A 20,513-nucleotide genomic window follows, 5' to 3' on the forward strand; every position below is an offset into this window, starting at 1 on the left:
CTATGGATAGTTTTACTCTTCTGGCAAATGGTTTCGCCGTTGCCCTGCAGCCGCTCAATCTGCTCTACGCGTTGATCGGCGTAACACTCGGCACTGCCGTCGGCGTTCTTCCCGGCATCGGACCGGCGCTTACCGTGGCGCTTCTGCTTCCCGTTACCTACAAGCTCGATCCAGCCGGCTCGCTGATTATGTTCGCCGGCATCTACTATGGCGGCATGTATGGTGGTTCGACGACGTCGATCCTCCTGAACACGCCCGGCGAAAGCGCCTCGATCGTCACTGCGCTCGAGGGCAACAAGATGGCGCGGGCCGGGCGCGGTGGTCCGGCGCTCGCGACAGCCGCCATCGGTTCGTTCGTTGCCGGCTTCATAGCGACAATGGCGCTGGCGCTGATTGCGCCGACCATTGTCAAATTCGCGCTGTCGTTCGGCCCAGCGGAATATTTTGCCCTGATGATCCTTGCCTTCATGACCGTCTCGGCCGCGTTCGGCGATTCGACGTTGCGCGGCTTGACGGCGCTGTTCCTCGGCCTTGCGATGGGACTGGTCGGCATCGATCTGCAAACCGGGCAGGCGCGTCTCGCCTTCGGCATTCCGGATCTTCTCGACGGCATCGAGGTGACGACACTTGCGGTCGCGCTCTTTGCCATCGGCGAAACCCTGGCCGTTGCCGCCTCGCGCAGCACGGCCGAAGAGAAGATCGAGCCGGTCAAGGGCTCTGTGTGGATGAGCCGCGAGGATTGGTCGCGTTCGTGGAAACCATGGCTGCGCGGAACCGCCATCGGCTTCCCGATTGGCGCCATGCCAGCCGGCGGTGCCGAGATCGGCACATTCCTGTCCTATTCGGTGGAAAAACAGCTGGCAAAACGGCCGGAGGAGTTTGGCAAGGGCGCTATTGAAGGCGTGGCCGGTCCGGAGGCTGCCAATAATGCATCCGCCGCCGGTACGCTCGTACCACTTCTGACCCTCGGCCTGCCGACGAGCGCGACGGCGGCTATCATGCTCGCCGGCTTCCAGCAGTTCGGCCTGCAGCCAGGACCGCTCTTGTTTGCGAACAATCCGCAGATCGTCTGGGGTTTGATTGCGAGCCTGCTCGTTGCCAACTTCATGCTGCTCGTCTTGAACCTACCGCTCGTCGGGCTGTGGGTACGATTGCTGTCGATCCCGCGGCATTGGCTCTATGCAGGCATCCTGGTCTTCGCGACGCTTGGCACGATTGGGGCAAACCCGTCTACTTTCGAGCTCGGCATGCTCCTGGCCTTCGGCGTGCTCGGCTATGTGCTGCGCCTCTTCGGCTATCCGATCGCGCCAGTCGTCGTCGGGCTTATCCTCGGGCCGATGGCCGAGCAGCAGCTTCGCCGCGCTCTCGCCATCAGCCAGGGCGATCCGACGGTGCTCGTGCACTCGCCGATCGCGGTGATACTGCTGCTGCTCGCAGTCTGCGCCGTCGTGGTGCCGCTCATCATGCGGGCACGCGGCAAAGGCAAGGTCCTGTCGGCCCTCGCGGCTAACGAGGACTGATCAGCGTCATCGATGATCCGCCGGGACTTTTTAGTTCCGGTGGATCGCGTTGAACTGGACCGGATCGATGCCGAGCGCACGCAGATCCGAGGCGGCCGGCTGGTAGCCGGTGCGCGTGGCCGATGCCACCGCGACAGCACTGCCCCATACATTGAAGAAGCGGCCGATCCTGCTGGTTTCATTTTTCCTGGTCATTTTTTCCATCCTTCTCGCATCCATGCTGCGATGCAACAAAGATAGGAACGCTGAGCCTTCGCCGTTAGGCCCACCGCTGCAAGGCAGCCATGCGCAAATGCATTGCAATGCACGCTGCCGTGTACCAGAAGATGAAATGCGTCTCGGCGCTTGAAACCTTAACGGCAATTCGGTATATAGAAGTCATATTCTTGGTCGATAGAACAGGAGTGGGTCCAGACCGGTCCCGCTCTTTTTTGTTTCTTAAGGCCGAAACAAGGAACATTTCTGCGTGACTGAAAGCGCCAATACACAACAGGAAGCAGCCGCAAGCGGCGCGACCGACGAGCGGATCATTACCGAGACCGGGGTTGATGCGCGCGTCGCCGGTATCATCGAGCCGGTCCTGACTTCGATAGGCTTCCGGCTGGTCCGGGTCCGTCTGACGGGCCTTAACGGCTTGACCCTGCAGATCATGACCGAGCGCAATGACGGCACCATGACCGTCGAGGATTGCGAACTGGTCAGCCGCACCTTGTCGCCGGTGCTTGATGTCGAGGATCCGATCGATCGCCACTACCATCTCGAGGTTTCATCGCCCGGCATCGATCGCCCGCTGGTCCGCAAGTCGGATTTCACCACCTGGGCCGGTCATATCGTCAAGGTCGATACCTCGGCGATCCACCAGGGGCGCAAGAAGTTTCGCGGCCGCATCGCTGCGGTATCTGATGAAGCGGTTACCGTCGAAAGCGATCAGGCAAGCTATGGCGACAGTCCAGTGGTCGAAATCCCGTTCGAATTGATCGCGGATGCGCGGCTGGTATTGACCGACGACCTTATCCGCGACGCGCTGCGGCGTGACAAGGATCTGCGCGAAGGCCGCATCGCGGGTGACGACGCGGACGCGGCTGAAGCGAGCGATGCGACGCCCGCCGCCGACCAGGAACAAACAAAGAAGAATTGATCTTTCATACGCCAGCGGGAGAAGCGCGGCGGTGAACCCAAGGAGAAGAAAATGGCAGTCAGTGCTAACAGGCTAGAACTTCTGCAGATCGCTGACGCGGTAGCGCGCGAGAAGTCGATTGACCGCGAGATCGTCATTGCGGCAATGGCCGATGCCATCCAGAAGGCCGCCCGCTCGCGTTATGGCCAGGAAACCAATATCCGCGCCGACATCAACGCTAAGACCGGCGAAATCAAGCTGCAGCGCCTCCTCGAAGTGGTCGATGCGGTAGAAGACCCGGTCACCCAGATCGGCATGGATGCAGCGCGCGACCGCAATCCCGATGCGCAGGTCGGCGATTTCCTCGCCGATCAGCTGCCGCCCATGGATTTCGGCCGTATTGCTGCCCAGTCCGCCAAGCAGGTCATCGTGCAAAAGGTTCGCGAAGCCGAGCGCGATCGTCAGTATGACGAGTACAAGGATCGTGTCGGCGAAATAATCAACGGCAGCGTCAAGCGCGTCGAGTACGGCAATGTGATCGTCGATCTCGGCCGCGGTGAAGCCATCATTCGCCGCGACGAACTCATCCCTCGCGAGACCTTCCGCTATGGCGACCGCGTCCGCGCCTATGTCTACGATGTGCGCCGTGAACAGCGCGGCCCACAGATCTTCCTGAGCCGCACGCATCCGCAGTTCATGGCAAAGCTTTTCACCATGGAAGTGCCGGAAATCTATGACGGCATCATCGAAATCAAGTCGGTTGCCCGTGATCCGGGTTCGCGCGCCAAGATCGCCGTGATCTCGCGCGATTCGTCCATCGACCCCGTCGGCGCTTGCGTCGGCATGCGCGGTTCGCGCGTTCAGGCGGTCGTCGGCGAGTTGCAGGGCGAGAAGATCGACATCATTCCGTGGTCGCCGGAGCCTGCATCCTTCATCGTCAACGCGCTGCAGCCGGCCGAAGTCGCCAAGGTTGTTCTCGATGAAGATGCCGAACGTATTGAAGTTGTGGTCCCGGATGACCAACTATCACTTGCGATCGGTCGTCGTGGCCAGAACGTCCGCCTTGCTTCACAGCTGACAGGCTGGGATATCGACATCCTCACCGAGCAGGAAGAATCCGAGCGCCGCCAGAAGGAATTCGTCGAACGTTCGAACCTCTTCATGGAGGCGCTCGACGTCGATGAAATGGTCGGCCAGGTTCTTGCTTCCGAGGGCTTTGCCAGCGTCGAGGAAATTGCCTACGTCGATAGCGACGACATTTCCTCAATCGACGGCTTCGACGAGGAAACGGCGGCTGAAATTCAGCAGCGCGCCCAGGAATATCTTGCCCGCATCGAAGAAGAGCGGGATGTGCGCCGCAAGGAACTCGGTGTTTCCGATGAATTGCGCGACCTGCCGGGAATGACGAATGCCATTCTCGTTGCGGTCGGCGAAGACGGCGTCAAGACGGTCGAGGATTTCGCCGGCTATGCGGTCGACGAACTCACCGGCTGGCGCGAACGCAAGGATGGCGAAACGGTCAACTACCCCGGCATCCTGTCGCAGTTTGATGTCAGCCGCGCCGATGCGGAACAAATGGTCCTCGCCGCGCGTCTGAAGGCAGGCTGGATCACGGAAGAGGACCTTGCTGTGGAAGAGGCGGCGGAAGCCACCTCCGACGAAGAGGTCGCCGGCTGACCTTCGATCCCGAAAGTTGCATGACTATTCGGGAAGGGTCATGCGGGATTATCGAAGGGCGATTGAGGCGTGGAACCGGAAATGAACGACAGGACGTGCATCGTCACGCGTGACAGCGGTTCTGTCGACGACATGATCCGGTTTGTCGCCGGCCCTGACGGAACGGTTGTGCCGGATCTGAAGCGCAGCCTTCCCGGCCGGGGATGCTGGGTGAAGGCCGAGCGGCGCTATTTGGATGAAGCGGTCAAGCGCAAGCTGTTTCCGCGCGCATTGAAGGGTGCCGTTGTCGTCCCCGACGATTTCGGAGCGGTCGTTGATCGTATGCTCGCAAAATCCGCGCTGGGAAGTTTTGGGTTGGCGCGCAAGGCCGGGGTTGTGGTAACAGGGGCGGCAAAAGTCGACGCCGCCATCCGCAACGGTACTGCCGCACTCGTTCTTCATGCCCATGAAGCGGCGGAAGATGGTGTTCGCAAGCTTGACCAGGCCCGCCGTTCGGTAGTTTATGCGGGCGGACCGGAAATACCCGCTCTTTCATTGTTCGAAAGCAGTGAAATGGATTTGGCATTGGGCGGGGTAAATGTGATACATGCTGCCGTACTCAAGGGAATGGCAGCTGCCGGGTTCGTTAAGCGGGCCTGGTTGCTTCAGCATTTTCGCGGTGGCCCCGAGGATCAGGCCATCGCAAAAACGGCATTTGCCGCGAAGGAAACGGAAACGGAATGAGCGATACGAAATCGACAGACGACAAGACGCTTGGCGTCAATAAGAAAACCCTGACCCTGAAGCGGCCCGGCGTTGAACAGAGCACGGTGCGCCAGAACTTCAGCCATGGGCGGACGAAGTCTGTTGTGGTTGAAACCAAGAAGCGCAAGTTTAATCTTCCGGATCACAAGCCGGAGGTCGCGCCTCCTGCTGCCGCCGCGCCGGCGCCTGCACCTTCGCCCGCACCGGCCCAGGTTCGCCCAGCCGTTCAGCCTGCGGCAGCGCCGGTGAGCGCGCCTGCGGCTGCACCGCGTCCGGCAGCGACGGCAACTGCCGCGCCGGCCGCTCAGCCCACCGCCCGCCCGGCGCAGCCGCAGCAGCGTCCTTCCGGCCAGCAGCAGCCGTACCGTCCCGCCGGCCAGCGTCCGAACGACCGTTCCGGCATGGTGCTGAACACGCTCTCCAGCGCCGAGCTCGAAGCGCGTCGCAAGGCGCTCGAAGGTTCGAAGGCGCGTGACGCCGAAGACCGCGCCAAAGCTGCGCTCGAAGCCACGCGCCGTGCGGAAGAAGATGCATTGCGCGCCAAGGAGCGTGAGGAATCCGCCCGCCGCCAGGCCGAGGAAGAAGAGCGTTTGCGCCGCGAGGCCGAAGCCAAGCAGAAGGCCGAGGAAGAATCGCGCAAGCGCCAGCCCGAGCTCAAGACCGCCGACGATTCGGCGCTGAAGGCTCCGGCGCGCAAGACCAATGCTACCGAGGAAGAAGACGATCGCCGTGGACCAGCAGGTGCCCGCCGCGGTACCAGCGCCGTGCCGGCCAAGCCGGAAGTGCGCGCGCCGAAGGTTGTTCGTGGTGAAGACGAACGCCGTCGCGGCAAGCTGACACTGGGCGCTGCCCTTGACGATGAAGGCGGCCGCAACCGTTCTCTCTCGGCGATGCGTCGCCGTCAGGAGAAGTTCAAGCGCGGGATGCAACAGGAAACGCGTGAGAAGATCGCGCGTGAAGTTATTCTGCCTGAAACGATTACCATTCAGGAACTTGCCCAGCGCATGGCCGAGCGATCGGTCGACGTTATCAAGTTCCTGATGAAGGAAGGCCAGATGATGAAGCCGGGCGATCTGATCGATGCCGATACGGCACAGCTCATCGCCGAGGAATTCGGCCACACGGTTCGCCGCGTTGCCGAGTCCGATGTCGAAGAGGGCATCTTCAACGTTGAGGATGACGCTGCAGCACTGGAGCCACGTCCGCCGGTCGTCACCATCATGGGTCACGTCGACCACGGCAAGACCTCGCTGCTCGATGCCATCCGCCATGCCAACGTCGTCTCCGGCGAAGCTGGCGGCATCACCCAGCATATCGGCGCATACCAGGTCGAGCAGAACGGCCAGAAGATCACCTTCATCGATACGCCCGGCCACGCCGCCTTCACGGCAATGCGTGCCCGCGGTGCTCAGGCGACGGACATTGCGATCCTTGTCGTCGCGGCCGACGACAGCGTCATGCCGCAGACGATCGAATCGATCAATCACGCCAAGGCGGCCGGTGTTCCGATCATCGTGGCGATCAACAAGATCGACAAGCCTTCCGCTGATCCGCAGAAGGTGCGCAATGGCCTGCTGCAGCACGAAGTTTTCGTGGAATCGATGGGCGGTGAAACGCTCGACGTGGAAGTGTCGGCAAAGACCGGCGCCGGTCTCGAAAAGCTGCTTGAAGCCATCTTGCTCCAGGCCGAAATTCTCGACCTGAGGGCCGATCCACACCGGACCGCCGAGGGCGTGGTCATTGAAGCCAAGCTCGAGCGCGGCCGTGGCTCCGTTGCCACCGTGCTCGTCCAGAAGGGTACCTTGCATCCTGGCGATATCATTGTTGCCGGCAGCGAGTGGGGCCGCGTTCGCGCGCTGGTCAACGATCGCGGCGAGAACATGAAGGAAGCAGGTCCGGCAACACCGGTGGAAGTGCTCGGTCTGCAGGGTCCGCCCCAGGCAGGCGATCGCTTCGCGGTTGTCGAGAACGAAGCCAAAGCACGTGAGATCTCGGAATACCGTACGCGCCTTGCCCGTGAAAAGGCCGTGGCCAAGCAGGCAGGTTCGCGCGGCTCGCTCGAGCAGATGATGAGCCAGTTGCAGGTGTCAGGCCAGAAGGAGTTCCCGCTCTTGATCAAGGGTGACGTGCAGGGCTCGATCGAAGCCATTTCCGGCGCGCTGGATAAGCTCGGCACCGACGAAGTCCGTGCCCGGATCATCCATTCTGGCGCGGGCGGTATTACGGAAAGCGATATCGCGCTTGCCGAGGCCTCCAATGCTGCGATCATCGGCTTCAACGTGCGTGCCAACAAGCAGGCACGTGACCTTGCCGAGCGCGAAGGCATCGAAATCCGCTACTACAACATCATCTACGATCTCGTGGACGATGTGAAAGCAGCCATGTCGGGACTTCTGTCGCCAGAACGGCGCGAGACCTTCCTCGGCAACGCGGAGATCCTCGAAGTCTTCAACATCACCAAGGTCGGCAAGGTTGCCGGTTGCCGCGTTACGGAAGGCAAGGTCGAACGTGGTGCAGGCGTACGCCTCATCCGCGACAACGTTGTCATCCATGAAGGCAAGCTCAAGACGCTCAAGCGCTTCAAGGACGAAGTTTCCGAAGTGCCGGCGGGCCAGGAATGCGGTATGGCGTTCGAAAACTACGACGACATTCGCGCAGGCGATACGATCGAAGCTTTCCGCGTCGAGCACGTCACCCGCACGCTGTAAAAGCGTCTTTGTTAAGATCGATGGGACCGCCGGGATGAAAGCCGGCGGTCCGTTATCGTTATTTGGATAAGATCGTTATGTCTCGTTTTGCATCATCAGGTCCCTCACAACGCCAGTTGCGCGTCAGCGAGCAGGTGCGCCACGCAGTTGCGCAGGTGCTCCAGCGCGGCGAGGTTCGTGATCCGACGCTCGAAAATGCCGTGGTTGCCGTCTCGGAAGTGCGCATGTCGCCGGACTTGAAGATCGCGACGTGCTTCGTCTCGCCGGTCGGCGCCACCGACAGCGAAGGCGTTATCACGGCGCTCAACAAGAGCGCCAAGTTCATTCGCGGCCGCGCCGCGCCGTACCTGAAGCAGATGAAGTACATGCCGGAGTTCCGCTTCCGCATCGATACCAGCTTCGATAATTACGCGAAGATCGATGCGCTTTTGCGCAAGCCGGAAGTAACCCGCGACCTTCATGCCGATGATGACGATGATGGCGGCGAGCCAAATCCCGGCGATGTTCCCGGACACGACGGTAACGACTAGGATGGCAAGACAGCGTAAGAAGAAGGGCCGCCCGGTATCCGGCTGGCTGATATTCGACAAGCCGAAAGGCATGGGTTCGACCGAAGCCGTTTCCAAGATCAAATGGCTTTTCAAGGCGGAAAAGGCCGGACACGCCGGAACGCTTGATCCGCTTGCCTCCGGTATGCTGCCCATTGCCCTTGGTGAAGCGACGAAGACGGTTCCCTATGTGATGGACGGAACCAAGATGTATCGCTTCACGGTCACTTGGGGTGCAGAACGCACGACCGACGACCTTGAAGGCGAAGTAACGCTGACGTCGGCCGATCGGCCGGACGAGGCCGCGATCAAGGCGATCCTGCCCAAATATACCGGCGTGATCGAGCAAGTCCCGCCAAAGTTCTCCGCGATCAAGATCGCTGGCGAACGTGCCTATGACCTTGCCCGCGGCGGCGAGGAAATCGAAATACCCGCCCGCGAAGTCGAGATCGACCGGCTCGAACTCATAGAGCGGCCCGACGATTCGACGGCAATATTCGAAGTCGAGTGCGGCAAGGGCACCTATGTGCGCTCGCTCGCACGCGACATGGGACGCGATCTGGGCTGCTATGGCCATATTGCGGATCTGCGCCGCATCGAAGTCGCGCCGTTCGACGAACAGGATTTCGTGACCTTGGCCGAACTTGAGGCGGCGCACCCGCCTGTACCCGAAGGCGAAGAGGCCGGCGAGCAATCCTATCAGGCAATCGCCGAGCGCTTTGCCGTGATGGATGCCTTCCTCATCGAGACAGGCGCTGCGCTCGACTGCCTGCCGCAGGTGGCGGTTTCCGACGATCAGGCGCACCGCATCCGCATGGGCAATCCAGTTATACTGCGCGGCCGCGACGCGCCGGTCGAGGCTGACGAAGCTTGTGTCACGAGCCGCGGCAAGCTGCTTGCGATCGGTTTCATCGAGCAGGGCCAGTTCAAGCCGAAGCGGGTGTTTACGGCTTAGCATCAAGGCCAATTGACATTACTAAACCCATCTTGCATTCAAGCGCGCAGCTATTCGCGCATGCCAACTTACGTTTGAAAAGAGTGATGCTTATCGACCTTTCTTCCAACAAAACTGTCGAAAAGCTGTGGGAGCCAATCTGGTTCTTGCTACCGATTCTGTTCTTGCTGGGACAGATCCTTCTTGCCCCACAGCTGTTCACGGATCCCCGTTTTTGGGCTGAAGAAGGTAGCAGCTACTATCCTGCCGCCCTTCAAACTGACTTTCTCCCCTACGTCTTTACGTTCGTGTTTAATGGAAACTATCAGTTTCTCACCAATCTTCTGACGGGATTGGCTGCTGCCGTCACGCCAGGCTACGCCCCATGGGTGACGACTTATACTTCTGTTGGCATTTTCGCTGGCGTCGTCCTGCAGTTTGGACTTTTTCTTAGAGCCAATGGAGTTCCTTATTGGCTCTGCGTTTTAGCGATGTTGGCCTGGACCACATCGCCGTCGTTCGTCGAGATTTATGCGACGGCCACAAATATGCAATGGATTGCCGCGCTCTCGATTCTGATCCTTTGCCTCTCGGACCTCAAAGGTAAAAGCCCAGCATGGGTTTTCTGGGTCTCCGCCTGGGTCATTGCATGTGGCCTTACAGGTATTCCGTCCGTTTTATTGGCGCCTTTCTACATTTTACAGGCGTTCCTGACCCGATCAAAAAACCACTTTTTATTGGGCGTCCTACTCGGACTATGTGCATTGGTGCAATTGGGCGTCATGATCGAATTCGGGCTTAGCAGCCGCGACCCAACCTTTGGCCCAAGAGTCCTGTTGGCTCCAATGCTGTTGCAGACCATTTTCACCCCGATATTGGGTGTGCGGACAACAGACGCGATTGGTTCACTTATAAGAGGTCCGTCTGGTAGCGTTGCATTGCTTGCAGTCGCCGCTATCGCCGCCTGCTTTGTGTGGCTCTTGCTGGTCGCCAACAAATTCAGCAAACAGGCCATGTTGATATTGGGCATATGGGCTTTCGTAAGTCTCATCCAGACGCTCGGTTCCATCGGGACCATAGAGGCTAAAATCGCGCAGATATCGGCCTTGGGCGGTTCAAGATATTTTGCCACAGGATTTCTCGCCCTAATTATCCTCATATTGCTCGCGTCGAGGAGCGCATTGAGGCCGGCTACAGTTTGTCTGCTGTTGCTGATCCTCGTGCAAGGCGTGCTGTCAACCTCACGTCTGCGTTCTGACATGGCTGGCTATCCGTCCTGGAGTGAGGCAATCGCGAAATGCCAACGGCCCTGCGAAGTTCCTATCTGGCCGACCCCCTGGGTGGCGAAGCTGCCGTAGTTAAAAGCTGGAAAAAGCGATGACACGTGCCTTCGCCGGCCCACGCTTGGGACCACCTGTCCATCGAATCATTTGCGGCTGGTAATTTGCCGCGTTTTCGACTATACGGCCCCCAGCGACAAGCATTGCTCTCGCTTTAACCGGCCCCCGCTGGACGACATCCCGGCCGTGGGCATCCTGTTTTTCCCTTCCAAAGAAAGGATATACGATGTCGATTACCGCTGAACGCAAGCAGGCAGTGATCTCCGAATATGCAACCAAGCCAGGCGATACCGGTTCTCCGGAAGTCCAGGTTGCGGTGCTGACGGAACGCATTGTCAATTTGACCGACCATTTCAAAGACCACAAGAAGGATAACCATTCCCGCCGTGGTCTGCTCAAGCTGGTCTCGACGCGCCGCAGCCTTCTCGATTATCTCAAGAAGGTTGATGAGACGCGCTACCAGACGCTGATCGGAAAGCTCGGCCTGCGCCGCTAACAGACTGGACCGGCGGTCGCTCCTTGCGCCGCCGGTTCTTTTCATCCCTCGCGGGGTGAAACTACCATGAGACAGATCATGGGGCAGGATTGCTGGCAACTCGGCTTGGGGAGTTGCACGTTGTCTTGCCCGTGATTGGTCTGAAACGAAACGGAAGATCATCGCGGCACCAAAGGGTGCGCGTTGCCTTCCAATGAAGGACAAGACATGTTTAATCAACACAAGGTTGAAATCGAATGGGGCGGTCGTCCGCTCATTCTTGAAACCGGCAAGATCGCCCGTCAGGCCGACGGCGCCGTGCTTGCCACCTATGGCGAGACCGTGGTCCTTGCCACCGTCGTTTCCGCCAAGGAACCGAAGCCGGGCCAGGACTTCTTCCCGCTGACGGTCAACTACCAGGAAAAGACCTATGCCGCCGGCAAGATACCAGGCGGCTATTTCAAGCGCGAAGGCCGTCCGAGCGAGAACGAAACGCTTGTTTCGCGTCTCATCGACCGCCCGATCCGCCCGCTCTTTGCCGATGGCTACAAGAACGACACGCAGGTCGTCCTTACCGTCATCCAGCATGACCTCGAAAACAATCCCGATATCGTCTCGATGATCGGCGCCTCGGCGGCGCTCACGCTTTCCGGCGTTCCCTTCATGGGACCGATCGGCGGCGCACGCGTCGGCTATATCGGCGGCGAGTACAAGCTGAACCCGACGGTCGATGAGATGGTCGAATCCAAGCTCGACCTCGTCGTTGCCGGCACAGGCGATGCGGTTCTGATGGTTGAATCGGAAGCACAGGAACTCGGCGAAGACGTCATGCTCGGCGCAGTCATGTTCGGTCATCGCAGCTTCCAGCCGGTGATCGACGCGATCATCAAGCTGGCTGAAGTTGCTGCGAAGGAGCCGCGCGATTTCGTCTCCGAAGACCTTTCGGCCGTAGAAGCCGCCGTTCTGAAAGTCGCCGAAGACGATCTGCGCGCCGCCTACAAGATCACCGACAAGCAGCAGCGTTATGCAGCCGTCGATGCCGCCAAGACCAAGGTCAAGGCGCATTTCTTCCCGGAAGGCGTCGAGGAGCCGGAATTTTCGGCTGAAGAGATTGCGACTGTTTTCAAGTCGGTTCAGGCCAAGATCGTTCGCTGGAACATCCTCGACACGGGCAGCCGTATCGATGGCCGTGATCTGAAGACCGTTCGTCCGATCGTCTCGGAAGTCGGTATCCTGCCGCGCACACATGGTTCGGCCCTGTTCACCCGTGGTGAGACCCAGGCCATCGTCGTTGCCACGCTCGGCACCGGCGAAGACGAACAGTATGTCGACTCGCTCACCGGCATGTACAAAGAAACCTTCATGCTCCACTACAATTTCCCGCCCTATTCGGTCGGTGAAACGGGACGCATGGGTTCGCCCGGCCGTCGTGAAATCGGCCATGGCAAGCTTGCCTGGCGTGCCATCCATCCGGTGCTCCCGGCCAAGGAACAGTTCCCCTACACGCTGCGCACCGTTTCGGAGATCACGGAATCCAACGGTTCCTCGTCGATGGCAACGGTTTGCGGTACCTCGCTGGCCCTGATGGATGCAGGCGTCCCGCTGCTTCGTCCGGTTGCAGGTATTGCCATGGGCCTGATCCTCGAAGGCGAAAAGTTCGCAGTTCTCTCCGATATCCTTGGTGACGAGGATCATCTTGGCGACATGGACTTCAAGGTCGCCGGCACGGAAGGTGGCATCACCGCCCTGCAGATGGACATCAAGATCGACGGCATCACCGAAGAGATCATGAAGGTTGCATTGGCTCAGGCCAAGGACGGCCGCGTCCACATCCTCGGCGAAATGGCGAAGGCCATCACCGAAGGCCGTTCGGAACTCGGCGAGTTCGCGCCGCGCATCGAAGTCATGAACATCCCGACCGACAAGATTCGTGATGTCATCGGCTCTGGCGGCAAGGTCATTCGCGAAATCGTCGAAAAGACCGGCGCGAAGATCAACATCGAAGATGACGGTACGGTCAAGATCGCCTCGTCCTCGGCCAAGGAAATCGAAGCTGCGCGCAAGTGGATCCATTCGATCGTTGCTGAACCGGAAGTCGGCGAAATCTACGAGGGCACGGTCGTCAAGACCGCCGACTTCGGCGCTTTCGTCAACTTCTTCGGCCCGCGCGATGGCCTGGTCCATATCTCGCAGCTCGCTTCCGAGCGTGTTGCCAAGACCTCCGATGTGGTCAAGGAAGGCCAGAAGGTCTGGGTCAAGCTCATGGGCTTTGACGAGCGCGGCAAGGTTCGCCTCTCGATGAAGGTCGTCGATCAGGAAACCGGCAAGGAAATCGTTCAGGAAAAGAAGCCTGCGGAAGAAGACGCAGAGTAACTTCTCGAGCGAACGCAATTGAAGAGCGCGCCCTTGTGGCGCGCTTTTTTCTTGAACGACCAGAATGGATAAGGCGATGACCGACGGCGCACTCAAAACGCTTTTTCTACCCTTTGAAAACGAAATCTTACCGGTTCCCGAGGGCCAACGCTGGCTGTTTCTCGGCGCCGAAGCGAACCGGGACATTGCTCTCGCATGGCGCGATATCCTGACCTGTCTCCAGCCTATCAGGCCGGATTTCATCGACCTTGAAAAGGCCGGGTTCAATACGGTTCCGCGCCTTGACGGCCCGCAGACATTTGATGGTGCGCTGATCCTGATCGGGAAGCACCGCGGCCGTAACGAAGCCTGGCTCGCCCAGGCTTTCACCCACGTCAGGCCCGGAGGCACGATTGTCGTCGCCGGCGACAAGAAGCTGGGTATCGACAGTTTCCGCAGGACGGTCGAGACTTTTGCGCCAGTCATGGACCGCCTTTCCAAGCACCACGCCGTCGCCTTCTGGCTGACGCGCCCCGAAAAGCTGGCCAGCGATAGCGTCGAAGCGCTGAAGCCGCTCTCTGTTCGAGTCGAAGACCGATACACCACAGCGCCGGGCATGTTCTCGCACATGGCGATCGACAAGGGGTCGGCGCTTCTTGCAAAGCATTTCGAAGGACGCATCAGCGGCCATGTTGCGGATTTCGGTGCAGGATGGGGCTATCTTGCCAGCGAACTTCTCGGTCACGCCGACAAAATGAAGTCGCTGGCGCTTTATGAAGCCGATTTCGAGGCGGTGGAAGCGGCACGCCAGAATGTGGTTGGACTTGCCGACATTCCGGTGTCGTTCCGTTGGCACGACGTCAACCGCGAAGCAATTGCGGATATCTACGACACCATCGTCATGAACCCGCCTTTCCATGCCGCACGCAGCGCCGATCCGACCATGGGGCAGGGGTTCATCGCGGCGGCGGCCAAGCGATTGAAGCCAGGCGGTCGCCTCCTTCTCGTCGCCAACCGCCAGATGCCTTACGAAGCCGGGCTGAAGGCGCTGTTTCGCACGGTGACACCGCTGGAGGACAATGCCGGCTACAAGATCATCGAAGCAAAGAAGTGACATAGAAACAGAAAGGCCCGCCAGCGCATCGCCGGCGGGCCTTTCTGAATACCTCAAACCTTATCTTATTCCTTGTCGTCGTCGGACTTCTTCAGTTCTTCCAGCGTCGGCATCGAGACGATGTTGTAGCCGGAATCGACGTAGTGGATTTCGCCGGTAACGCCGTTCGAAAGATTCGACAGAAGGTAGAGCGCCGAGCGGCCGACATCCTCGATGTCGACAGTGCGCCGCAGGGGCGCATTGCGCTTCTGGTAGGAGAACATGGCGCGGGCATCGCCGATGCCGGCACCGGCAAGCGTGCGCACAGGACCCGCCGAGATTGCGTTGACGCGAATACCTTCCGGTCCGTAGTCGGCGGCGAGATAGCGCACCATCGCTTCCAGCGCGGCCTTGGCGACGCCCATGACATTGTAGTTGGGCATGACGCGCGTCGAACCACCATAGGTCAGGGTCAGAATCGAGCCGCCCTCCTTCATGAGCTTGGAGGCGCGCTGGGCAACTTCGGTAAAGGAATAGGCGGATATGACCATCGTGCGGCTGAAATTGTCGCGCGTCGTCACATCGGCATAGCGTCCCTTGAGCTGCGCCTTGTCGGAAAAGCCGATGGCGTGCACCACGAAATCAAGCGAGCCCCATTCCTTTTCCAGCGTGTCGAATACAGCATCCACCGTGGCGATATCTTCCACATCGCAGGGCAGCAGGAATTTTGATCCGAGCTGTTCCGCCAGCGGCGCGACGCGCTTGCCGAACGCTTCGCCCTGATAGGTAAAGGCAAGCTCGGCGCCATTGGCCGCAAGTTCCTTGGCAATTCCCCAGGCAATGGAATGGCTGTTCGCGACCCCCATGATGAGACCGCGCTTGCCTTTCATCAAATCACCCATGTTCAGAGCCTTTCCTGGCCACGCTGGCCGCATTCTGTTGCTCGGCTGACGAGACGATCCATTCGGCTCTCCCCTTAACCGTCGTAGCGCTGGAACACCAGCGAAGCGTTCGTGCCGCCAAATCCGAAGGAATTGGTGAGAACCGTGTTCAATTTGACATTGTCGATCCGCTTGCGCGCAATAGGCATGTCGCCGAAGGCGGGATCGATCTCCTCGATATTGGCGCTCTCGGCGATGAAGTCGTGGTTCATCATAAGAAGCGAATAGATCGACTCATGCACGCCAGTTGCGCCTTGCGAGTGGCCGGTCAACGACTTCGTCGCCGAGATTGGCGGGCACTGATTGCCGGACCCGAAGACCTCGCGAATGGCCTCGATTTCCTTAAGATCGCCGACTGGCGTCGATGTGGCGTGCGGATTGATGTAGTCGATCGGTCCTTTGACATTGGCAATCGCCATGCGCATGCACCGGGCTGCGCCTTCGCCGCTTGGCGCGACCATGTCAGCGCCGTCGGAGGTGACGCCATAGCCGACGAGTTCGCCATAGATCTTGGCGCCCCGGGCCTTGGCATGTTCGAGTTCTTCGAGAACAAGCACGCCCGCACCGCCGGAGATGACGAAGCCGTCGCGATTCTTGTCGTATGCGCGCGAGGCGACCGCCGGACGATCGTTGAACTTCGAGGACATCGCCCCCATGCCGTCGAAGAGGACCGAGAGGGTCCAGTCAAGGTCTTCGCAGCCGCCGGCGAACATCATGTCCTGCTTGCCATACTGGATCATCTCAAACGCATTGCCGACGCAATGATTGGACGTGGCACAGGCGGAAGAGATCGAATAGTTGACGCCCTTGATCTTGAACCAGGTGGCGAGTGTTGCCGAAGCTGTCGAAGACATGGCTTTCGGTACGGCGAATGGGCCGACCTTCTTGCTCGATCCGGATTCGATGGTCTTCTCGGCGGCCTCGACGATGGTGCGCGTCGATGAACCGCCGGATCCCATGATGATTCCCGTGCGTTCGTTGGAGATCAGGTCCGCCTCGAGACCGGCATCGGCGATTGCCTGGTCCATGGCGACATGGTTCCATGCCGTCCCGCCTCCGTGGAAGCGCATGGCGCGGCGGTCGACCAGGGTCGATGGATCGAGTGTCGGAGCGCCGTGAACCTGGCTGCGGAATCCATACTTCGCATATTCTTCGGCAAAGACGATGCCTGACTTTGCAGTCCGCAGGGATTCCAGCACTTCCTGCGTGTTATTGCCGATAGAGGACACGATACCCATGCCCGTCACAACCACTCGCCGCATCGCGATCTCCTTGAAGGTGTTGCGCTGGCTGAAGGCTCAGGCAGCGCTTTCCTTGAACAGGCCAACCCGCAGGTCGGTTGCCTTATAGATAGTTTCGCCGTCGGCCTTTAGCCAGCCATCGGCAATGCCAAGGACGAGACGACCGCGCATGACGCGCTTGAAGTCGATACCATATTCGACAAGTTTGGTCTTTGGTGTGACCATGCCGGTAAATTTGACTTCACCTGTCGAGAGCGCGCGGCCCTTGCCGGGCTCGCCCAGCCAGCCGAGGTAAAAGCCGGTCAATTGCCACATGGCATCGAGGCCGAGGCAGCCGGGCATGACTGGATCGCCGATGAAGTGGCAGGGGAAGAACCAGAGGTCGGGTTTGATATCGAACTCGGCGCGGATATAGCCCTTGCCGTTTTCGCCGCCTGTCTCAGAAATCTCAGTGATGCGGTCGAACATCAGCATGGGCGGAGCCGGCAACTGCGCATTGCCCTGACCGAACATCTCTCCGCGGGCACAGGCAAGAAGCTCCTCATACCCGTAGCTTGATTTCTGTTCTGGCATTCTTTCTCCCATCGACTGCTTTTGACGTTGGCGCACGGAATGCAAGACGCTCCTGCGCATGCGGACCCTATCACAGACTGTTTCCGCCTGAAAACGCTCTCTAGAGCAATCCGAAGTCAAATGGAACCCTTGGCTTCGTTGTGCCTTCTGTGAAATTCTTATGACAGAATATCGGCCGGAATCCGACTTAGACGAATGGCCTAAATGCTGCCTATTGATCGATTTCGCAAGACAGCATATATCAAATAGTGCGCATGAGGGGCACTTTGCCGGTGGTGTGGTTTTGGATGTGGTTAACGGAGTGGCAGACGGGCCATGCATGTTTCTTACGAAATAGAAGCTGATGTTTCCTTGCAGGAGCGCTTGCGCTTTGCTGGTCTGAGGCCGACCCGTCAGCGCATCGCACTTGCCAGCCTGATCTTCTCGAAGGGCGACAGGCACCTTTCAGCCGAGGAACTGCACGAAGAGGCACAGGGCGCCAATGTGCCGGTTTCGCTGGCAACCGTCTATAACACCCTGCACCAGTTCACCCAGGCGGGAATGCTGCGCATCCTCGCCGTTGAGGGTGCGAAGACCTATTTCGACACCAATGTTTCGGACCATCATCACTTCTTCGTCGAAGGCGCCAATGAGGTCATCGATATTCCCGATGGTTCGGCGATGGTCGGGCACCTGCCGCCCGTGCCAGAGGGAATGGAAATCGTCAACGTCGATATCGTGATCCGCCTGCGCAAGAAGCGCGGCTAAACGATCTATCAATACACCCTGCGAAGCAGAAGGTCGACGAAAGCGCCGGCCGCCGAGCTTTAAACCAGCCGTATCGGACCGGGATAGCGCGCAACGATCGGATCCGAAGTTACGAGCGTTATTCCCTCAGACATGGCCTGTGCCACAAGTATGCGGTCAAACGGGTCCTTGTGGATCTGCGGCAACGCTGCGACGGCAACGGTGTGTTCGCTCGTGATCGCCAACTCGGCATAGCCATTGTCCAATAAACCGCGACGGAGGATGCGCGCATCCACCCGAAAGTCGGAGCGTTCCAATCCCTGCTTTATCGCGATTTCCCATAGACTGGCGGCGCTGAAGACCAGTTGGTTCTCCGGATTCGTGAAGAGCGATCGTGCATCAACGGAAAGTCTGTCGGCGAACGCCGCCGCCCAAAGGATAAGATGTGTATCGAGCAGCAACCTCATTTGGCAATGCTGAATAGAGCCTCTATTTCCTCTTTGCCCATCTCGTTGAAATCGTCGGGGACATCGATCTGGCCAGCCAGAAACCCAAGGCGCTTTGGTTGCGGCGTATCTTGAAGGTCGACTGCGCTCACCTTGACCATCGGCTTTCCGGCCTTGGCAATGATGAACGGTTCCCCGTTTGAGGCCTGTTCGACAAGACGCGAAAGGTGCGTCTTTGCTTCATGAATATTAACAGTTCGCATTGTGTCACCTGTCGGACTTAGTCTATTAGACTTAGTCTACTCGTTTGGGCGAAACAAGTACACGTTTTAATCGTCGAATTTCTCGTCCGGGTAGGCGCCCCAGATGTCAGGCTGCTTTATCCAGCCGCTGGCACCGCTGAAAACGACGCGGCAATAGGTGCCGTTACAGGCTTTCAAAGTTCCAAGCACGCCCGGCTGGACCTTGGCGACGAGCGCGGATTGATCGTCGGCGCTGCGATAGACATTGAGCATGGCGCCGTCCTTGTCCCGTTGCCATGGTGCCGTCAGAGCCGTTCGCTTGCCCGAGAGCAATGACTGATAGACCCAGCCTTCCGTGCCTTCGGAATCGCGGATGCGACGCCAGTTGTCGAATTCTTGGACGATCTCGACCGGGAGGCCAGACTTCAGGAAGAGCCACGTCACCGCATAGTCGCGGCCCGGGCCAACGCGCAGATTGACGCGACCGGGCTTCAGGCTGACGAATCGCGGCAGGGGCAGGCCGCTGGGCCCGACCTGCGCTGCCTGCGCCGGTGCGAAAGCCGGCAAGGTGAATGGCAGCCCCAGCGTCACGGCTGCAGCGAGGCTGGCGGCAGTCAGGAAACGGCGAAAAGTTCCAATATTCAACAAGGTCGGTCCTTCGTCGTCCGGGCCTCAATCCGCGCGTTTTTCGGCAGAATGGCGGACGATCCCTATTTTTCTTTGTCTTTGATGCGCCGCCTTGATAGACAAGTGGAGGAGCGCAAAGAGCAATTGCAGTTTGCAATGACTTGGTTAAAGAGGTCTCAATAGCGCTGTCAAATGGGAGGGGAATATTGGTGAGCAAGAAGCCTCTGGTCGTCATAACTCGCAAATTGCCGGATCCCATTGAAACCCGCATGCGCGAGCTTTTTGAGGCCCGGCTGAATGTCGATGACCGGCGGCTGACCAAGGCCGAATTGATCGAGGCGGTCAAAACTGCCAATGTGCTCGTCCCCACCATCACCGACCACATCAGCGAAGAGATTATTGCTGCCGCTGGACCCAACCTCCGGTTGATCGCCAACTTCGGCAACGGCACCGACAATATCGACGTCGTTGCCGCCGGCAAGCGCGGCATTACCGTTACCAACACGCCGAACGTTCTGACGGAAGACACGGCCGACATGACCATGGCTCTTCTGCTCGCCGCCCCGCGCCGCCTGGTCGAAGGCGCATCGATCCTTCTCGACGATGGCAAGTGGGAGGGCTGGGGTCCGACCTGGATGCTAGGCCGCCGCATCTGGGGCAAGCGCCTCGGCATCGTCGGCATGGGCCGCATCGGCACTGCGGTGGCGCGCCGCGCCAAGGCTTTTGGCCTTTCCATACATTACCACAACCGCAAGCCGGTCAATCCGCGTACCGAAGAGGAACTAGAGGCGACCTATTGGGAGAGCCTCGACCAGATGCTGGCCCGCATGGACATCATCTCGGTCAATTGCCCTTCGACCCCGGCCACGTTCCACCTGCTTTCGGCAAGACGCCTGGCGCTGATGCAGCCGACGGCGTTTATCGTCAATACGGCGCGCGGCCAGATCATCGATGAGCACGCACTTATCGAGCAGCTGGAACAGGGCAAGCTCGCCGGGGCGGCGCTCGACGTGTTCGAGCACGAACCCGCAGTGAATTCCAAGCTGCGCAAGCTCGCCAAACAGGGAAAGGTGGTCATCCTGCCGCATATGGGCTCGGCGACTCTCGAAGGGCGCATCGACATGGGCGAGAAGGTGATCATCAATATCCGCACCTTTATCGATGGTCACCGCCCACCGGATCGCGTCTTGCCCGATCGCGTTTGACGGC

Annotated in this window: 20 protein-coding genes; 13 read left to right on the forward strand and 7 right to left on the reverse strand. The window is 59.4% G+C overall.

The genetic code is table 11. The annotated features are described in order from the left end of the window. Positions 1 to 2: 2 nt before the first annotated feature. Entirely contained in the window at positions 3 to 1,520 is a 1,518-nt protein-coding gene (locus AC1DNI_RS03435) for a tripartite tricarboxylate transporter permease (protein ID WP_153666505.1), read from the forward strand. Positions 1,521 to 1,550: 30 nt separating this feature from the next. On the opposite strand, the gene AC1DNI_RS03440 is transcribed toward AC1DNI_RS03435, so the two are convergent. Next, a complete protein-coding gene (locus AC1DNI_RS03440; protein ID WP_477690827.1) occupies positions 1,551 to 1,715 on the reverse strand; it encodes a hypothetical protein in 165 nt (54 codons plus the stop codon). A gap of 271 nt (positions 1,716 to 1,986) precedes the next feature. Here AC1DNI_RS03440 and rimP point away from each other — a divergent pair, with 271 nt between their 5' ends. The 10 genes from rimP to AC1DNI_RS03490 all read left to right on the forward strand — a co-directional run bounded on the left by rimP (position 1,987) and on the right by AC1DNI_RS03490 (position 14,529). Then, positions 1,987 to 2,658, forward strand: a complete 672-nt coding sequence (gene rimP / locus AC1DNI_RS03445; RefSeq protein WP_477690828.1) for a ribosome maturation factor RimP — start codon at positions 1,987 to 1,989, stop codon at positions 2,656 to 2,658. Between the two features lie 51 nt (positions 2,659 to 2,709). Then, positions 2,710 to 4,314, forward strand: a complete 1,605-nt coding sequence (gene nusA / locus AC1DNI_RS03450; protein WP_027230474.1) for a transcription termination factor NusA — start codon at positions 2,710 to 2,712, stop codon at positions 4,312 to 4,314. Positions 4,315 to 4,395: 81 nt separating this feature from the next. After that, a complete protein-coding gene (locus AC1DNI_RS03455; protein ID WP_036813405.1) occupies positions 4,396 to 5,037 on the forward strand; it encodes an RNA-binding protein in 642 nt (213 codons plus the stop codon). After that, entirely contained in the window at positions 5,034 to 7,766 is a 2,733-nt protein-coding gene (gene infB / locus AC1DNI_RS03460) for a translation initiation factor IF-2 (protein WP_113279719.1), read from the forward strand. The genes AC1DNI_RS03455 and infB overlap by 4 nt, the downstream gene beginning before the upstream one ends. A 77-nt stretch (positions 7,767 to 7,843) precedes the next feature. After that, the gene (gene rbfA / locus AC1DNI_RS03465; RefSeq protein ID WP_027230472.1) at positions 7,844 to 8,296 is read left to right on the forward strand and encodes a 30S ribosome-binding factor RbfA; all 453 of its coding nucleotides are present in this window, start codon (positions 7,844 to 7,846) and stop codon (positions 8,294 to 8,296) included. A gap of 1 nt (position 8,297) precedes the next feature. Next, the gene (gene truB, locus AC1DNI_RS03470; RefSeq protein ID WP_477690829.1) at positions 8,298 to 9,269 is read left to right on the forward strand and encodes a tRNA pseudouridine(55) synthase TruB; all 972 of its coding nucleotides are present in this window, start codon (positions 8,298 to 8,300) and stop codon (positions 9,267 to 9,269) included. 86 nt (positions 9,270 to 9,355) lie between these two features. Next, entirely contained in the window at positions 9,356 to 10,606 is a 1,251-nt protein-coding gene (locus AC1DNI_RS03475; protein ID WP_477690830.1) for a hypothetical protein, read from the forward strand. A gap of 208 nt (positions 10,607 to 10,814) precedes the next feature. Continuing rightward, positions 10,815 to 11,084 carry a 30S ribosomal protein S15 gene (rpsO, locus tag AC1DNI_RS03480; protein ID WP_027230470.1) on the forward strand — a complete coding sequence of 90 codons (270 nt, stop codon included), beginning with the start codon at positions 10,815 to 10,817 and terminating at the stop codon, positions 11,082 to 11,084. 207 nt (positions 11,085 to 11,291) lie between these two features. Further along, positions 11,292 to 13,436, forward strand: a complete 2,145-nt coding sequence (gene pnp, locus AC1DNI_RS03485; RefSeq protein ID WP_091919943.1) for a polyribonucleotide nucleotidyltransferase — start codon at positions 11,292 to 11,294, stop codon at positions 13,434 to 13,436. A 76-nt stretch (positions 13,437 to 13,512) separates the two neighbouring features. Next, complete coding sequence (locus AC1DNI_RS03490; protein ID WP_477690831.1) at positions 13,513 to 14,529, forward strand: class I SAM-dependent methyltransferase; 1,017 nt, start codon at positions 13,513 to 13,515, stop codon at positions 14,527 to 14,529. Positions 14,530 to 14,594: 65 nt separating this feature from the next. Here AC1DNI_RS03490 and fabI read toward each other — a convergent pair whose 3' ends face one another. From fabI to fabA, 3 genes are all read right to left on the reverse strand, one after another. Continuing rightward, a complete protein-coding gene (gene fabI, locus AC1DNI_RS03495) occupies positions 14,595 to 15,410 on the reverse strand; it encodes an enoyl-ACP reductase FabI (protein ID WP_477690832.1) in 816 nt (271 codons plus the stop codon). Positions 15,411 to 15,484: 74 nt separating this feature from the next. Next, entirely contained in the window at positions 15,485 to 16,711 is a 1,227-nt protein-coding gene (gene fabB, locus AC1DNI_RS03500; RefSeq protein WP_091919939.1) for a beta-ketoacyl-ACP synthase I, read from the reverse strand. A 36-nt stretch (positions 16,712 to 16,747) separates the two neighbouring features. Next, on the reverse strand, positions 16,748 to 17,263 hold the full coding sequence (gene fabA, locus AC1DNI_RS03505) for a 3-hydroxyacyl-[acyl-carrier-protein] dehydratase FabA (protein ID WP_027230465.1): 516 nt from the start codon (positions 17,261 to 17,263) through the stop codon (positions 16,748 to 16,750). A 315-nt stretch (positions 17,264 to 17,578) separates the two neighbouring features. Here fabA and irrA point away from each other — a divergent pair, with 315 nt between their 5' ends. Further along, positions 17,579 to 18,010, forward strand: coding sequence for an iron response transcriptional regulator IrrA (irrA, locus tag AC1DNI_RS03510; RefSeq protein ID WP_027230464.1), 432 nt, complete (start codon positions 17,579 to 17,581; stop codon positions 18,008 to 18,010). 59 nt (positions 18,011 to 18,069) lie between these two features. Here irrA and AC1DNI_RS03515 read toward each other — a convergent pair whose 3' ends face one another. The 3 genes from AC1DNI_RS03515 to AC1DNI_RS03525 all read right to left on the reverse strand — a co-directional run bounded on the left by AC1DNI_RS03515 (position 18,070) and on the right by AC1DNI_RS03525 (position 19,325). Beyond that, positions 18,070 to 18,456, reverse strand: coding sequence for a type II toxin-antitoxin system VapC family toxin (locus AC1DNI_RS03515; RefSeq protein WP_477690833.1), 387 nt, complete (start codon positions 18,454 to 18,456; stop codon positions 18,070 to 18,072). After that, positions 18,453 to 18,698 (reverse strand): type II toxin-antitoxin system Phd/YefM family antitoxin, encoded by a 246-nt coding sequence (locus AC1DNI_RS03520; protein WP_477690834.1) that lies wholly within the window; start codon positions 18,696 to 18,698, stop codon positions 18,453 to 18,455. The genes AC1DNI_RS03515 and AC1DNI_RS03520 overlap by 4 nt, the downstream gene beginning before the upstream one ends. Before the next feature lie 66 nt (positions 18,699 to 18,764). Continuing rightward, positions 18,765 to 19,325 (reverse strand): SH3 domain-containing protein, encoded by a 561-nt coding sequence (locus AC1DNI_RS03525; RefSeq protein WP_477690835.1) that lies wholly within the window; start codon positions 19,323 to 19,325, stop codon positions 18,765 to 18,767. Between the two features lie 182 nt (positions 19,326 to 19,507). Between AC1DNI_RS03525 and AC1DNI_RS03530 the strand changes: the two genes are divergently transcribed. Continuing rightward, positions 19,508 to 20,509 (forward strand): 2-hydroxyacid dehydrogenase, encoded by a 1,002-nt coding sequence (locus AC1DNI_RS03530; protein WP_027230460.1) that lies wholly within the window; start codon positions 19,508 to 19,510, stop codon positions 20,507 to 20,509. Positions 20,510 to 20,513: the final 4 nt, after the last annotated feature.

This window comes from Phyllobacterium sp. 01N428, from assembly GCF_056399405.1.

What these genes read in the sequence shown, in the direction of transcription:
- pnp (WP_091919943.1), top strand. Translation starts at nt 11,292, where the DNA reads ATGTTTAATCAACACAAGGTTGAAATCGAATGGGGCGGTCGTCCGCTC.
- irrA (WP_027230464.1), top strand. Translation starts at nt 17,579, where the DNA reads ATGCATGTTTCTTACGAAATAGAAGCTGATGTTTCCTTGCAGGAGCGC.
- truB (WP_477690829.1), top strand. Translation starts at nt 8,298, where the DNA reads ATGGCAAGACAGCGTAAGAAGAAGGGCCGCCCGGTATCCGGCTGGCTG.
- AC1DNI_RS03490 (WP_477690831.1), top strand. Translation starts at nt 13,513, where the DNA reads ATGACCGACGGCGCACTCAAAACGCTTTTTCTACCCTTTGAAAACGAA.
- fabB (WP_091919939.1), bottom strand. Translation starts at nt 16,711, where the DNA reads ATGCGGCGAGTGGTTGTGACGGGCATGGGTATCGTGTCCTCTATCGGC.
- AC1DNI_RS03515 (WP_477690833.1), bottom strand. Translation starts at nt 18,456, where the DNA reads ATGAGGTTGCTGCTCGATACACATCTTATCCTTTGGGCGGCGGCGTTC.
- rbfA (WP_027230472.1), top strand. Translation starts at nt 7,844, where the DNA reads ATGTCTCGTTTTGCATCATCAGGTCCCTCACAACGCCAGTTGCGCGTC.
- AC1DNI_RS03520 (WP_477690834.1), bottom strand. Translation starts at nt 18,698, where the DNA reads ATGCGAACTGTTAATATTCATGAAGCAAAGACGCACCTTTCGCGTCTT.
- nusA (WP_027230474.1), top strand. Translation starts at nt 2,710, where the DNA reads ATGGCAGTCAGTGCTAACAGGCTAGAACTTCTGCAGATCGCTGACGCG.
- AC1DNI_RS03455 (WP_036813405.1), top strand. Translation starts at nt 4,396, where the DNA reads ATGAACGACAGGACGTGCATCGTCACGCGTGACAGCGGTTCTGTCGAC.
- AC1DNI_RS03475 (WP_477690830.1), top strand. Translation starts at nt 9,356, where the DNA reads ATGCTTATCGACCTTTCTTCCAACAAAACTGTCGAAAAGCTGTGGGAG.
- fabI (WP_477690832.1), bottom strand. Translation starts at nt 15,410, where the DNA reads ATGGGTGATTTGATGAAAGGCAAGCGCGGTCTCATCATGGGGGTCGCG.
- fabA (WP_027230465.1), bottom strand. Translation starts at nt 17,263, where the DNA reads ATGCCAGAACAGAAATCAAGCTACGGGTATGAGGAGCTTCTTGCCTGT.
- AC1DNI_RS03435 (WP_153666505.1), top strand. Translation starts at nt 3, where the DNA reads ATGGATAGTTTTACTCTTCTGGCAAATGGTTTCGCCGTTGCCCTGCAG.
- infB (WP_113279719.1), top strand. Translation starts at nt 5,034, where the DNA reads ATGAGCGATACGAAATCGACAGACGACAAGACGCTTGGCGTCAATAAG.
- rpsO (WP_027230470.1), top strand. Translation starts at nt 10,815, where the DNA reads ATGTCGATTACCGCTGAACGCAAGCAGGCAGTGATCTCCGAATATGCA.
- AC1DNI_RS03440 (WP_477690827.1), bottom strand. Translation starts at nt 1,715, where the DNA reads ATGACCAGGAAAAATGAAACCAGCAGGATCGGCCGCTTCTTCAATGTA.